13 protein-coding genes are annotated in these 13,227 nt (G+C 76.0%); 4 read left to right on the top strand and 9 right to left on the bottom strand.

Annotated features, from left to right (window positions below; translation table 11 throughout):
- Positions 1 to 81: 81 nt before the first annotated feature.
- The gene (locus tag ACUXPL_RS08025; protein WP_454183107.1) at positions 82 to 2,034 is read right to left on the bottom strand and encodes an APC family permease; all 1,953 of its coding nucleotides are present in this window, start codon (positions 2,032 to 2,034) and stop codon (positions 82 to 84) included.
- A gap of 134 nt (positions 2,035 to 2,168) precedes the next feature.
- Between ACUXPL_RS08025 and ACUXPL_RS08020 the strand changes: the two genes are divergently transcribed.
- Positions 2,169 to 2,870, top strand: a complete 702-nt coding sequence (locus tag ACUXPL_RS08020; RefSeq protein WP_454183105.1) for a potassium channel family protein — start codon at positions 2,169 to 2,171, stop codon at positions 2,868 to 2,870.
- Positions 2,867 to 3,580, top strand: coding sequence for a potassium channel family protein (locus tag ACUXPL_RS08015; protein ID WP_454183103.1), 714 nt, complete (start codon positions 2,867 to 2,869; stop codon positions 3,578 to 3,580). The genes ACUXPL_RS08020 and ACUXPL_RS08015 overlap by 4 nt, the downstream gene beginning before the upstream one ends.
- On the opposite strand, the gene ACUXPL_RS08010 is transcribed toward ACUXPL_RS08015, so the two are convergent.
- From ACUXPL_RS08010 to dut, 4 genes are read right to left on the bottom strand one after another with little or no spacing between them, the layout of a single operon-like run.
- Entirely contained in the window at positions 3,532 to 4,236 is a 705-nt protein-coding gene (locus tag ACUXPL_RS08010) for a DUF3159 domain-containing protein (RefSeq protein ID WP_454183101.1), read from the bottom strand. The genes ACUXPL_RS08015 and ACUXPL_RS08010 overlap by 49 nt on opposite strands.
- Positions 4,237 to 4,259: 23 nt before the next feature.
- A complete protein-coding gene (locus tag ACUXPL_RS08005) occupies positions 4,260 to 4,577 on the bottom strand; it encodes an OB-fold nucleic acid binding domain-containing protein (RefSeq protein WP_180535705.1) in 318 nt (105 codons plus the stop codon).
- On the bottom strand, positions 4,574 to 5,350 hold the full coding sequence (locus tag ACUXPL_RS08000; RefSeq protein ID WP_115166176.1) for a DUF3710 domain-containing protein: 777 nt from the start codon (positions 5,348 to 5,350) through the stop codon (positions 4,574 to 4,576). The genes ACUXPL_RS08005 and ACUXPL_RS08000 overlap by 4 nt, the downstream gene beginning before the upstream one ends.
- A complete protein-coding gene (gene dut, locus ACUXPL_RS07995) occupies positions 5,347 to 5,829 on the bottom strand; it encodes a dUTP diphosphatase (RefSeq protein WP_020625076.1) in 483 nt (160 codons plus the stop codon). The genes ACUXPL_RS08000 and dut overlap by 4 nt, the downstream gene beginning before the upstream one ends.
- Before the next feature lie 117 nt (positions 5,830 to 5,946).
- Here dut and ACUXPL_RS07990 point away from each other — a divergent pair, with 117 nt between their 5' ends.
- On the top strand, positions 5,947 to 6,489 hold the full coding sequence (locus ACUXPL_RS07990; protein WP_095694660.1) for a DUF3093 domain-containing protein: 543 nt from the start codon (positions 5,947 to 5,949) through the stop codon (positions 6,487 to 6,489).
- A 19-nt stretch (positions 6,490 to 6,508) separates the two neighbouring features.
- Here the strand turns inward: ACUXPL_RS07990 and ACUXPL_RS07985 are convergent, their stop codons facing one another.
- Positions 6,509 to 6,808, bottom strand: coding sequence for a DUF4193 domain-containing protein (locus ACUXPL_RS07985; RefSeq protein ID WP_002858157.1), 300 nt, complete (start codon positions 6,806 to 6,808; stop codon positions 6,509 to 6,511).
- A gap of 291 nt (positions 6,809 to 7,099) precedes the next feature.
- Between ACUXPL_RS07985 and sepH the strand changes: the two genes are divergently transcribed.
- Positions 7,100 to 8,530: a septation protein SepH gene (gene sepH, locus ACUXPL_RS07980; RefSeq protein WP_454183099.1), complete on the top strand. Its 1,431-nt coding sequence runs from the start codon at positions 7,100 to 7,102 to the stop codon at positions 8,528 to 8,530.
- A gap of 30 nt (positions 8,531 to 8,560) precedes the next feature.
- On the opposite strand, the gene ACUXPL_RS07975 is transcribed toward sepH, so the two are convergent.
- From ACUXPL_RS07975 to ACUXPL_RS07965, 3 genes are read right to left on the bottom strand one after another with little or no spacing between them, the layout of a single operon-like run.
- Positions 8,561 to 9,742: an alkaline phosphatase family protein gene (locus ACUXPL_RS07975; protein WP_454183097.1), complete on the bottom strand. Its 1,182-nt coding sequence runs from the start codon at positions 9,740 to 9,742 to the stop codon at positions 8,561 to 8,563.
- Positions 9,739 to 10,407, bottom strand: coding sequence for a DUF5998 family protein (locus tag ACUXPL_RS07970; RefSeq protein WP_255166059.1), 669 nt, complete (start codon positions 10,405 to 10,407; stop codon positions 9,739 to 9,741). The genes ACUXPL_RS07975 and ACUXPL_RS07970 overlap by 4 nt, the downstream gene beginning before the upstream one ends.
- Before the next feature lie 57 nt (positions 10,408 to 10,464).
- On the bottom strand, positions 10,465 to 13,194 hold the full coding sequence (locus tag ACUXPL_RS07965; RefSeq protein WP_180535710.1) for a bifunctional acetate--CoA ligase family protein/GNAT family N-acetyltransferase: 2,730 nt from the start codon (positions 13,192 to 13,194) through the stop codon (positions 10,465 to 10,467).
- Positions 13,195 to 13,227: the final 33 nt, after the last annotated feature.

Here is a 13,227-nt window from a genome sequence, read left to right as displayed (position 1 = left end):
GACCGATGCGGCTGTGTCGCCTCGATCTTGGGCGCGCCGTCGGACGGCGTCATCCGCCGTTCGCCGGGGGCGCCGGGACGGTCAAGAGCCCTGGCCCTCGTGAACCTGCCACGGCACCGAGCCCACCATCACGCCCGGCTCCCGCTGCAGCCGCCGCGTCTGGCGGGTGGCGGTCCGGTTGTGCAGGAGCGTGCGCCAGCCCGGCCGGACCACGTACTCCGGGATGAACACCATGGTCAGGTCCCTCGGGGAGCGGCGTCGGTGCTCGCGCACATGCCGCACCAGGGGGGCCACCGTGTCGCGGTAGGGCGAGGCGATCACGGTGAGCGACATCGGCAGGCCGGCACGCTCCCAGGCGTCGATCACCTCCAGGGTGGCGGCGCGCTCGGCGTCCACGACGACGGCCTCGAGGGAGGACGGGCGCGACGCGCGGGCGTAGGCCAGCGCCCGCAGCGCCGGCCGGTCCAGCGTGGTCACGACGACCACCACGTGGACCCGCGAGGGCAGGGCCCGCGCGTCGTCCTGGGGGTCCGGTGCGAGCTCGCGGTCCACGTCCGCGTAGTGGCGGCGGATCCGCCCCATCACCAGCGAGCCGAGCACGATCGCCAGCAGCGCCACCCACGCGCCCTGCGTGAAGCGGGTGACCAGGACGACGACGCCCGCGAGCGCCGTGACCACCCAGGCCACCGCCGTGATGATCAGGCGCAGCCGGACGGCCGCGCGGGCCCGGGCGCCCGGCGTGTGCACGAGCCGGCGGCGCCACAGCCGCAGCATGCCGGCCTGCGCGAGCGTGAAGGCCAGCAGCACGCCGATGACGTAGAGCTGCACGAGCAGGGCGGTCCGGGCCTCGAAGAACAGCACGAGCGAGAGGGCTACGGCCCCCATCCCGAGGACGCTCCACGTGTGCACGAGCCGGTCGCTGCGGACCCTCAGCTGCCGGGGCAGGTAGCCGTCCTCGGCCACGCGCGCGGCCAGGGCGGGGAACGAGCGGAACGCCGACTTGGCCGCGAACAGCAGGAGCAGGGCGGTGGCCGCGATGGTGGCGACGGACAGGACGCTGCCCGGGCCGTACACGGTGTCCGCGAGCTGGGCGAGCACGGGGGCGGGGGCACGGTCGGGCGTGACCTCGGCGCCCCCGGCGTCCCGGAGGTTCTCCAGCTCCAGCCCCACGACGACGCCGGTGCGCTGGGCCAGGTGCATGACGCCCACGGTCAGCGCGCCGAGGGTGAGGGCCATCACGGTGAGCACCCACCGCACCGTCGGCACGGCCGGCCGGGCCATCAGGCGGGTGCTCGAGACCGGCACCTCGACGCCGGTGAGCAGCACCGATCCCGCGCTGAACGCGCGCAGGGCGAGCAGCGCCGTCGCCACGGTGCCGACGGTCCCGCCGACCCCGGCGCCCTCCTGCGTCCAGCCGGCCGTCGGCGCCGCGCCGAGCAGCCCACGGCCTTCCTGCCACAGACCCGCCAGGACGAGCAGCGCGGTCAGGGCGACGAACACGCTCACGAGCACGGGCAGCACCCACCGGGACAGCCGCACCCCGCGGAGCGCGGCCAGCAGCACGCCCACGAGCGCGGCCGAGGCCACCAGCACGCGGCTGCCGACGGTGAGTCCGGGGGCCAGCGCCGCCACGAAGTGGGCGAAGGCGGCCACGGAGACCGCGGCGGTGAACACGAAGTCCAGCAGGAGTGCGGCCGAGGCGACGACGCCGGCCCTCGGGCCCAGCTTCGTGCCGGCCATGTGGTAGATGCCGCCGTGCGGAACGGCGGCGACCGCCGCGCGGAAGGACACGACGATGAGCAGCATCACCGCGACGACGGCCCAGCCGACCGCGGGTCCGAGCGCGAGCGCGGACGTGCCGGCGGCGACCAGGGTCAGGATGACCTCGTCCGGGGCGTAGGCGAGGGAGGACAGGGCGTTCGACGAGGTCACGGGCAGCGCCCGCCACCGGTTCATGCGGGGCTCGTCGGCGGCGTGCGACGTGACGGGGCGACCGAGGAGGCCGCGGCGCAGGAGGGAGGACAGCGTGGCCACCGCACCACGGTACCCCCGCCGGGCCCGGGCGCCGCGGCGACGCGGATGCTCCCGGACGTGCCCGCCGGATGCGAGGATGGAGCGCGCGTCGGCTCCCCGGCGCACGGAGCACCGCACGAGAGGCAGGGACGGGCATGGCCCACTACGTGATCGTCGGCGGCGGACGGGTGGGCACCCGGCTGGCGGCCGCGCTGGACGCGGCCGGTCACGGCGTCGCCCTCGTGGACCGCGACCCGCGGACCGTGGAGGGGCTGGCCCCCGGCTTCTCCGGCGAGCTCGTGGCCGGCGTGGGCTTCGACCGCTCCGCACTGCTCGCCGCCGGCATCGACCGCGCGCAGGGCCTGGCGGCCGTGACCGCGGACGACAACACGAACATCATCGCCGCCCGCGTGGCCCGCGAGACCTTCCACGTGGACCACGTGGTGGCGCGCATCTACGACGCCGACCGGGCCCGGCTGTACCAGCGCCTCGGCATCCCCACGGTCGCCTCGATCCAATGGACGGCCGACCAGGTGCTGCGCCGGCTGCTGCCGGCCGGCACCGCCGACGCGGAGCACCGTGACGCCTCCGGCCGGCTGCTCGAGACCGAGCTGGTCCCCCACTCCTCGTGGTGGGGCCGTCGGCTGACCGACCTCGAGTCCTCGGTGGGGATGCGCATCGCCTACCTCACCCGGCTCGGCGACGGCCAGCTGCCCCGGTCGGGCGACCGCCTGCAGGAGGGCGACGTGCTGCACGCCGTCTACCCGGTGGACCACCGGGACCAGGTGGAGGCCGCCCTGCAGGGCGAGGCACGCGTGCCGGACGGCACGGACAAGGACGAGGAGGGACGGGCATGAGGGCCGTCATCGCCGGAGCCGGCGCCGTGGGCGCCTCCATCGCACGGGAGCTGCACGCGCACGGCCACGAGGTGGTCGTCGTCGAGGCGCGCACGGACGCGGCCCGCAAGGCCGACGTCGGCGGCGCCCGCCTCGTCCTCGGGGATGCGTGCGACCTGACCGTGCTCGAGCAGTGCGGCGCCCTGGAGGCGGACGTGCTCGTCGCGGCGACCGGCGACGACCGGGTCAACCTCGTGTGCTCCCTGCTGAGCCGCTCGGAGTTCGGCGTCGGCCGCACCGTGGCCCGCGTCAACAACCCGCTCAACGACTGGCTCTTCGACGAGTCGTGGGGCGTGGACGTGGCCGTGTCCACCCCCTCGATCATGACGGCGCTCGTGGAGGAGGCCGTGGAGACCGGGGACCTCGTGCGCCTGCTCAGACTGGAGGCCGGCGGCGCGGCACTGTCCGAGTTCCGGGTCCCGGCGGAGCACTGGCTCGAGGGCCGGCGCATCGGCACCGTGTCCTGGCCGCAGGAGGCTCCGCTCGTGGCGGTCGTGCGCGACGGCGCCCCCCGGCAGGCATCGGCGGACGAGGTCCTGGAGGTGGGCGACGAGCTCTTCTTCCTGGCCGCCGGCTCCGCCGAGCCGGCCCTGCGTCGCCTCCTCGTCGGCGAGGGCCGTGCTCAGGGGCGCTCGGAGACGGCGGAGTCCGCCGGCACGCCGTCGTCCTGACCGGGCGAGCTGACGGACCAGGCGAGCCAGAGCCCCAGGGCATAGAGCGGCAGGCCCATCACCAGGCGGGCCACCCCGAGCGCGGTGACGGCGTCCCCGAGGTAGAGGGGCACCTGCACCGCCAGGCGCAGCGCGAACACGGCCACGAGGATCCAGGTGGCCGCGGCGTAGGCGCGGCGCCGACGCCGGTGGGCCCGCCAGCGGGTGCCCTCGGCGCGCACGAGGCCGAGCACCAGGCCCGCCGCGGGCCAGCCCACGAGGGCGGACACCGCGAACGCGATGCCGTAGGCGGCGTTGGTGACGAAGCCCCACAGGTAGTAGTCGCGGGCCTGGCCGGTGGTCAGGGAGACCACGACGGACAGGACGACGACGGCGAGGCCGGCCAGCACCTGGACCGGCGACTGGCGCTGGACGAGGCGCGCGACGCCCAGCACGAGAGCGACCGCGACGGCCGCCGCGCCGGAGGGCCACACCTGCTGGGTGGCGACGTAGCCGACCATGTAGACGAGGGTGGGCAGGGAGGCCTCGACGATGCCGCGCCAGCCACCGACGCTGCCCAGCGCGTCGAGGCGGCCGCGCTCGTCCAGGCGGGCTCGAGACGGCAGGGGGCCGGCCCCGTCCGGGGCGGCGGTGACGGGGCCACGCGGCTCGGTCATGGGCTCTCCTCTCGGGGCCGTGCTCAGAGCGTGGCCTCAGGCGCGTCGACCAGGTCGAACTCGGGGTTGTGCAGGGTGGGCACGCCGTCCATCTGGGTGACGCGGCCGCGGACCGTCAGCCACTCCCCCGGCATGACGCCGGGCACGCGGCGCCGCCCGTGCCAGACCAGCTGCAGCGTCTCGGCGGGCGCCATGCTCCCGGGCGCGGGCGGGCGGTCGGCCAGGGCCGCGCGGAAGACGGTCGCCTCGTCCGCGCCGGGCAGCGTGACGGAGGCGATGACCCCGCGGCGCTCGATGCGGCCTGCGGCGCCGGCCGGGCGGGCCGCGACGGCGGGGCTCACCGGATCTCCGTGATCTCCGGACCGCGCTCGGGCAGCGCGGTGGCCTCCGGTGCCGCGCCGTCCCCCGGACCGGCGGCGGTGTCCGCGAGCACGTCCCGGCCCTCGTCCGGGGCCGGGCGGCGACGCTGCAGCGGGCGCGCGTTGGGAGGCGGACGCAGGGGCAGCAGCTCGCGCGGCGGGAGCGGCTCGTCGCCCCGCACCACGACCAGGTCGGAGAACACCTGTTCCAGCGGCTCGGCGGCCTCCGGCTGGAAGGCGGCCTCGCCGTGGAACACGCCGCGGACGAACCAGCGCGGACCGTCCACGCCCACGAACCGGGCGACGTTCCACCCCGGCGAGCCGTCCGGCAGCGCCGCCGGCACGCGCGTGAGGATCTCGATGCCGAAGCGGCCGGTCTGCTCCTGCACGGTCGCGTGGGCGGTGGTCGACAGGGAGTCGTGCAGCTCGGCGCGCAGGTCGTCCCACAGGCCCGTGCGGCGCGGGGCGCTGAACGCCTGGACCTGCAAGGCCGAGCGGCCGAGGCTGACGGTGGCGGCGACGATCCGCTTCGTCGCGTCCTCGACGTCGAGGCGCAGCTTCATGCCCTGGACCGCCCGCAGGCGCAGCGACCCCAGGTCGATCATGCCGGCGGGATCCGGGCGGGTGGCGACGTCGTGCGGGCCGACGTCGACGGCCTCCGGCGCGGCGGCGATCTCGAGGTCGCGCTCCTCCAGCAGCTCGGCCGGCAGGCTGACCTGCTCGTGGCGCACGGTGCGGTTGCGTCCGAAGATCACGACGTCCTCCCAGGGGTGTTGTCGGCGGTGAAGCCGCCGGTCGAGCCGAAGCCGCCGGCCCCGCGCTCGGAGTCGGGCAGCGCGTCCACGGGCTCGAAGCGGGCGCGCACGACCGGCTGCAGCACGAGCTGGGCGATCCGGTCGCCGCGGCGCAGCACGATCGGCTCCGTCGGGTCCAGGTTGATCAGGGGCACCTTGATCTCGCCGCGGTAGCCGGCGTCGATGGTGCCGGGGGCGTTGACGACGCTCAGGCCGTGACGGACCGCGAGGCCCGAGCGGGGGTGCACGAACCCCGCGTGGCCCTCCGGGATGGCCAGCGCCACGCCGGTCGGCACGAGGGCGCGCTCTCCCGGGGCCAGGGTCACGTCGACGGCGGTGCGCAGGTCCGCGCCCGCGTCGCCCGGCTGCGCGTAGGCGGGCGGGGCCAGGCCCGGATCGAGGGCGTGCAGGGGCACGGGCAGCTCGGCGGAGTCGGTCACGAGGCCCGACCCTACACGAACACCCGTCGGCCCGGGGCCGCGTCGAGGCGGCCGGGCGGGCGCCCTCGCCGGTGCCGCGCGGCGGGACCGGAGTCCGGATGTGGGAAGCTGGGACCCATGCGTGATCCCCAGCAGCACCCCGTCGCCGATGCCTCCCGCCGCGCCCCCGAGGGCGCCGCGGCGGGACCCGATCCGGTCCTGTTCGAGGAGCGGTTGACGCCCTCCCCGGGGGTCTGGACCGTGGCGCTCATGCTGGCGGCGCTGACGATCCTCGTGTTCGCCCCGATCGACCTCGGGCTGGGCATCGCGGCCGCCGTCGTGTTCTTCGCCGTCGAGGTCCTGATCCTGGTGTCCACCACCCCGCGCATCGTGGTGCGCGAACGCACCCTCCAGGTGGGCCGCGCCAGCATCGAACGGCACCACGTCGGTCAGGTCACGGGGTATCGCGGCGAGGACGCCCGGGCCCAGCGCGGCCCGCTGCTGCACGGGCTGGCCTTCGTGAACGTGCGCGGCTGGATCGCGCCCGTCGTGCGGATCCAGCTGACCGACGAGCGCGACCGCACGCCCTACTGGCTGACCAGCACCCGGCGTCCGGAGGAGCTGGTCGCGGCCCTCGGCGGGACCATGGCCCGGCAGGAGGGGACGGCCGAGGACCGCTGACCGCCCCGGCGGCGGGGGCTCAGCCCTCGCAGTCGGTGCAGTAGATCAGGCCGTTCTTCTCACGCGCGGCCTGCGAGCGATGGCGGACGAGGAAGCAGGAGGCGCAGGTGAACTCATCCGACTGGGCGGGCAGCACCCGCACCATCAGCTCTTCACCCGAGAGGTCGGCGCCGGGCAGCTCGAACCCCTCGGCGGCCTCCGCCTCGTCCTCGTCCACGACGGCGGACTGGGTGTCCGTGCGCCGTGCCTTCAGCTCCTCGATGGAGTTCTGGCTCAGCTCTTCCTCGTTCTTGCGAGGGGCGTCGTAGTCAGTGGCCATGGGGTTTCACGCTCCGCTGGTGGGGGACGGCACCGGGACCGGTGCCGGCACTGCGCGGGCGGCGTCGTGGGCGGACCACGCATCACCGGCCTGCGCCGTTGCGCGTAGATTGTGCACCATGGCCGAACCCGTGCCAAATGTTGTCGGGCATGCTCGCCCAGGGCGGATTCGCGCGGGCGCTCATCCCTCGCCCGGGCCGTGGTCTGTGGCCCGGCGGCTAGGATCGGGGCATGCCCGGCCGGGCGTCCACATGCCCGGTGACCAGAACACGATGTGGGAGGGACCACCGCCATGGCAGAGCTGCGACTGACCGGACCCACCGAGGACGGCGACGCGCTGCGCCTGTCGGGGCCGGAGGGTGAGGAGCACACGCTCGCCCTCTCCCCCTATCTGCGCCGGCTGGTCATCGAGGGCGCTGCGCCCGAGGACGGGCGACCGGCCGAGGACGGCCCCGCGGCCCGGCACGACATGACGGAGACGGACGTCCCCGGGACGGGCGACGAGGACGCCGAGGGACCGGTGGACGCGACGACGCAGGCCGACGACGCCGCGGAGGAGGGCGTGCGAGCTTCCGACGTGCCCTCCGGCCCGGCCCGGCCGGACGAGGACCTCGCGCTCACCCCGCGCATCGACCCGCGGCCCGTGGCCGACGACGAGACCGCGGACGGCCCGACCCCGGCGCCGCTGACCGACCAGGAGTCCGTCAAGGCCGCCGCGACCCAGGAGGCCGTGCCCCTCACCCCCCGGGAGATCCAGCAGCGCATCCGTGCGGGCGCCTCCGTGGAGCAGGTGGCCCGGGAGAGTGGGAACGCCTTCTCTCGCATCCGCACCTATGGTCACCCCGTCTTGGCCGAGCGCGACTGGATCGCCCGGCAGGCCCGCGCCGTCGAGGTCTGGGTCGGCGGGCCCGACCTCTACTCGGACCTCGTCCAGGACGGCGGCCCCACGACGCTCGGCGAGCTCGCCGCGCACCGACTCGCCGAGCTGGGCGTGGACGAGGCGAGCCTCGAGTGGAACGCGTGGCGCGAGGACCAGGCCGGCTGGACCGTGGCCGCCCGGTTCGCCGTGGCCGGTGCGAGGAGTCTGCCCACCCGCGAGGAGCCGCCGGCGCTCTGGACGTTCCGCCCGGCCGGACGCCACCTCGAACCCGAGAACGCCTGGGCCCGCGCCCTGTCCGAGGCGGAGGCCTGGGACCTGGTCCCCCGCGCCCCCGCGGCCGAACCGGTGACGGACGACGTGGACGCCGAGGACGCCGTGACCCCCGCGGGTGCGCACTCCCCGGCCGCCGACCGCGACGCCGATCTGCTGGAGATCCTGCGGGTGCGCCGGGGTCAGCGCGTGGGCGCGGACCTGGAGTCGGACGACGCGCTCGCGCACCTGATCGCCCGCGAGCACCAGGACCGGAGTCGGCGCGAGGCCGCCCAGGCGCCCGAGCGGCTCGCCCCGGTCGACGCCGAGGGGGCCCTGAGGACCGCCGACGACGCCCCGGTCGTCGACGAGCCGGAACCGGCCGCCGAGACCGACCGCGCCGAGGACACTGCCGCGGAGGCGGAGGTCGCGGACGCGGGTGTCGAGGACGAGGGGGCGGAGCCCGCGCCCCGCGAGCGTGCCGCGCGCCCTGCCATGCCGGCCGTCACGCCGCGCCCCCGGGCCCGCTCGGCCGCACGCCGCGCGTCCGTGCCCAGCTGGGACGAGATCGTCTTCGGCCGCAAGGGCGACTGACCCCGGCCCGGCCCCGGCCCCGGGGCGGGCTCAGCGGTGCCAGGTGAGCAGCGGGACCTCCCGCTCTGCGCGCGTGGGCGCGCCGTGCTGGCCCACCATCTCGAAGGCGTGCGGGGGCACCCGCCGGCCGTCGTAGAGGGCCAGATCCCCGTGCACGGCGACGAGCAGATCCCCGATGCGGGCACGGACCCGGTCCTCGACGACGGCGCCGAACCAGCCGGCGTCGACGGCCTCGTCCCGCGTGAGCACCCACGCATGCGCCCCGTAGCGCTCGGCCCAGGCGCGCCGCACCCTCGCGCGCACGTCCGGACCCGCGTCGGATCGGAAGTGCAGCTGCACGAGGCGGGGCTCCCCCGCGGTGTGCGCGATCCCCTCGAGCAGCGCGGGGTCGGCGAGCTCCCCGGCCTCGTCCAGGGCGGCGTAGTCCACGCGGCGCGACGGCGGCACGTCGACCATGCCGTGGTCGCCGGTGGCGAGCACCACCGTCCCGGCGGGCACGCGGTCCACCAGGCGCCGCACCGCCGCGTCGATCTCCTCGAGGGCGTGCAGCCACCGGTCCGAGCCCACGCCGTCCCGGTGGCCGGCCTTGTCCAGCTCGTTGACGTAGAAGTAGACGAGCGTGGGCACGCGGGCGTCCTTCAGCACGCGTTCGGCGGCCTGGGCGCGGGCGATCAGGGTGCGACCGGCCACGAACCGGCCGCCACGCAGCCCCGCCCGTGTCAGCGCCGAACGCTCGAAGGCGGGCAGCGAGACCGTGACGGCGTCCACGCCGGCCGCGGCGGCGCGCTCGAACACGGTGGGCTTCGGCTGCCACGCCACCGGGTCGGTGGCCTCGTCCCAGCCGCCCAGCTGGTTGATCACCACGTCCCGGTCCGGGTCGAGCACGTCGTAGCCGACCACGCCGTGCTCCCCGACGTCCAGCCCGGTGCCCAGGCTCGTGAGGGAGGCGGCCGTCGTGGTGGGCACGGCCACCTCGAGGACGCGGCCGCCGTCGGCCATCGCGGAGCGCAGCGTGGGGGCGTGGCCGCCGAAGCGCTTCAGCAGGGACCGGCCGAGGCCGTCCACCAGGGCGACGACCACGCGGCGGCCCTCCGGAACCGCGAGCGCGTTCTCGCAGTCGGGGACGCCGAGGGCGGCCGCGGCGGAGGTCAGGACGGAGCGCAGGGCACGGTCGGCGGGGACCACGCCTGCGGGGAGGGCGGGCCCCGTCACGTGGTGGCCGCCAGGTGGGCGCGGCGCAGGGCCCGGGCGAAGGCCAGGGCGCCGTCGACGGCCCCCTGCCCGTCGGCGTCGGCGGCGACGCGGATCACGAGGTCCTCGCGGGTGGCGGTGCCGGTGTAGCCGTGGTCGAGGTCGCACTGGGGGTCGGCGCAGCCGGCGGGCTGCAGGTCCAGGCGCTGGCCGCCGGCCCACATCAGCCCGAGGGTCATCTCGGCCACGGGGTCGGACGGCCGGAATCGGGCGGGGTCGGCGTGGCCCGTGGTCAGGACCACGGAGCCGAGGGCGCGGACCGGGACCATCTCGGTGGAGACCTGGGCGAGGACCGCCTGGCCGGCCGGGTCGGCGGCGTGGTCGTCGAGGTGGACGGCCAGCAGGGTGTCCCCGGCGAGCACGAGGGCCGTGATGTGCCGGTGGATCTCCTCGTAGTCGAAGTGCGTGTCCACGTGGACGAGGTGCGCGTCCGGGGTGCGGCCCTCGAGCTCGACGGCGATGGCGTGCGCCACGAGGTCCGGGTAGAAGCCGGCGCGGACGAGCGAGGCGTTCAGGCCGCCGCTGCCGTCCAGGGTGCGGGCCTCGTGCTGCCGGCCCTCGGCCTCGGGGGCGCCGGGGCGGTGGTCGGGACGGCCGGGCTCGTGACTCCTGCGGAACGGGCTCATGCCCCCCATGCTACGGGTCCGGCGCCGGGCCGCCCGGGCCCGCTGTGGACGGCCCGGTCAGCGGCCGCGCAGCGCGCGCCGGGCCGAGTCGGTGCGGCGAGCCGCGTTGGCGACGTGCACCTCGGCCTGCAGCACCGTCACGCCCTCGGGGGCGGCCAGCACGGGGGCGAAGCGCAGGCGGGCGACCTGCGGCAGGTCGTCCTTGAGGACGCTGACGCGGCCCACGAGGTCCTCGAGCGCGGCGAGGTCGACGGAGGGCACCCCGCCGGTGCCGCGCAGCTTCACGGCGGCGCGGGGGGCGCGGACCATGCGGGCCACGTCCCGGTCCGTGAGCGGGGGCACGCGGTGCACCCAGTCCCCCAGCAGGTCCGTGGCGTCGCCGGCGATGCCGAAGGAGACCACGGGGCCCAGCAGCGGGTCCTCGAGCGCCGTGAGCATGCAGGCCTGCCCGGCGGGGGCCATGGCCTGGACCTCGAGCTCGCGCACCCCGAACGGCGCGAGCAGACGCCGCATGTGCTCGACGTTGCGGCGCAGCGAGTCGGCGTCCACCACGTTCAGGCGGACGCCGCCCAGGTCGAGGCGGTGCCGCAGGTGGGGGTCCACGGCCTTGAGGGCCACGGGGAAGCCCAGCCGCTCGGCGGCCGCCACGGCCTCGTCGGCGGTCTCGAACCGGACCGAGGGCAGCACGGTGATCCCATAGTGGCCCAGCAGCGTCTCGGTCTCCTCGTCGGACAGCAGGACGAGTTCGGCGCCCTCGGCGCGCGCGGCGGCCGCCTCCACGAGCTCCTCGGCCTCGCGCGGGTGCAGGCCGGTCGGCTCGAGCGGCTCGCCGACCTCCTGACGGCGCCAGTGGACGTAGTCCGCGAGCGCGCCGAGCACGGTCATGGCCTGCTGCGGCGACGGGTAGAAGGGCAGGCCGGGCTGCAGAGAGCCGGGCTCGGCGTCGTCGTCCACGGGCCCGGCCGCGCCGAGCGTGGCGCCGCGATAGCGCGGGGAGACGACGTCGGTCAGACAGCCGAGCACGGGGATGCGGGCGTCCCGGGTCGCGTCGGCGAGGGCGTGGGCCAGCCGCTCCGGCTCGTCGTCCGACTGGTGCAGGCCGAGGCGGGCCAGCACCACGACGGCGTCGGCCTGCTCGTGGCGGACGGCGTCCCGGACGGCGGAGACCAGCGTGTCGGCGGGCGGAGCGATGCCCTGCTCGCTGCCGGCGAGGCCGACGGTGGCCGTGACCTCGAGCCCGACCTCGGCCGCGGCGTCGCGGCCCAGCCGGTCCAGGGCGAGCGAGTCCGCCACGAGGACGACGCGGTGGCCCGTGGGCAGGGGCTGGCTGGCCACGGCCATGAGGATGTCGAGCATGGCCTCGTGCGTGTGGGTCTCGAGCACGCCGGTCTGGTCGAGCATCGAGTCCACGGTGCCCTCGGGGGCCTGGGTGGTGCGGGTCTCGTGGCCCGGGGGCAGGAAGCGCCCGGTGACGTCGGAGCGGACGACCACGACGGGCTTGGTGCGGGAGAGCCGTCGGGCGATGCGGGAGAACTTGCGCGGGTTGCCGAACGACTCGAGATACACGCCGACGGCGGCGGTGTGGGGGTCCGCCTCGAAGAACTGCATGGCGTCGTTGCCCGAGACGTCCGCGCGGTTGCCGGCGCTGATCGAGGTGGAGATCCCCACCCCGCGGCGCTTGACGCCGGCGGAGACCATGGCGCCGACGGCGCCGGACTGGCTGAACAGGCCGACGGGGCCGCGCTGGGCCAGGCCCGGGGACGGGGAGGCGTTGAGGCGGATCGCGGGGTCCGTGCGGACCAGACCGGTGGAGGCCGGGCCGATCACGCGCATGCCGTGGGCGCGGGCGATCGAGACCAGGCGGCGCTGAGCCTCGATTCCCTCCGCGCCGGCGTCGGCGTAGCCCGAGGTGAGGACCACGAGGCCCTGGGCCCCGGCCGCGGCGGCCTCGGGGATGAGGGCCTCGACCTCGTCGGCGGGCACGGCCACGACGACGAGGTCGACCGGCTCGCCGATGTCGGCCAGGGAGCGGTGGGCGGTGAGGCCCTGGACGTCCTCGGCGGCGCGGTTCACGGCGTGGACGGCGCCCGTGAAGCCCGCCTCGAGGACGTGGCGCAGCACGAGCGAGCCCACCGACTGCGGGTCGCGGGAGGCGCCGACGACGGCCACGGAGGCGGGCTCGACCAGCTCGGCGACGCTGCGGGACTCGGCGCGGTGCTCGCGGGACTCGACGACGGCGCGCCACCGGGCGGTCGGGTCGATGGGGAACTCGACGGCCACGACGCCGTCCTCGAAGCGGCGGGTCACCTCGAAGCCGGACTCCTGGAACACCGAGAGCATCTTGCGGTTCTCGGGCAGGACCTCGGCGGTGAAGCGGCGGATGCCGTTCTCGCGGGCGGCGACGGCCAGGTGCTCCATGAGGATGGAGCCCAGCCCGCGGCCCTGCGCGGCGTCGGAGATGTTGAAGGCGACCTCCGCGGCGTCGGAGTCCCCGTAGCGGTCGTAGCGGCCCACGCCCAGCAGGCGGCCGCCCCGGGTGATCACGAACGCCACCCGGTCCCGGTGGTCCACGTGGGTGAACCGGTCCAGGTCCTTGGCGCTCAGTTCGGACTTGTACGTGAAGTAGCGCAGGTAGATGGAGTTCTCGGACTGCCCGGCGTGCATGCGCTGCAGCTCGGCGGCGTCCTCGGGCGAGATGGGCCGCAGGTGAGCCGTGGCGCCGTCACGGAGCACCACATCGGCTTCCCAGTGGGAGGGATATCCGCGGACGGCTTCGGTCTCACCCATAGGATCACTGTAGACAATCCCCGACGCCGTGAG

This window comes from Micrococcus sp. 140720015-1, from assembly GCF_053627595.1.
Note: the sequence above shows the minus strand (reverse complement) of the source record. Positions and strands in the feature narration are given on the sequence as shown.

Bases quoted from the DNA above. Each gene is read 5' to 3' on its own strand.
- ACUXPL_RS08020 (WP_454183105.1), top strand. From the start codon at position 2,169: ATGGCCCACTACGTGATCGTCGGCGGCGGACGGGTGGGCACCCGGCTG.
- ACUXPL_RS08015 (WP_454183103.1), top strand. From the start codon at position 2,867: ATGAGGGCCGTCATCGCCGGAGCCGGCGCCGTGGGCGCCTCCATCGCA.
- ACUXPL_RS08010 (WP_454183101.1), bottom strand. From the start codon at position 4,236: ATGACCGAGCCGCGTGGCCCCGTCACCGCCGCCCCGGACGGGGCCGGC.
- ACUXPL_RS07990 (WP_095694660.1), top strand. From the start codon at position 5,947: ATGCGTGATCCCCAGCAGCACCCCGTCGCCGATGCCTCCCGCCGCGCC.
- ACUXPL_RS07985 (WP_002858157.1), bottom strand. From the start codon at position 6,808: ATGGCCACTGACTACGACGCCCCTCGCAAGAACGAGGAAGAGCTGAGC.
- sepH (WP_454183099.1), top strand. From the start codon at position 7,100: ATGGCAGAGCTGCGACTGACCGGACCCACCGAGGACGGCGACGCGCTG.
- ACUXPL_RS07970 (WP_255166059.1), bottom strand. From the start codon at position 10,407: ATGAGCCCGTTCCGCAGGAGTCACGAGCCCGGCCGTCCCGACCACCGC.
- ACUXPL_RS07965 (WP_180535710.1), bottom strand. From the start codon at position 13,194: ATGGGTGAGACCGAAGCCGTCCGCGGATATCCCTCCCACTGGGAAGCC.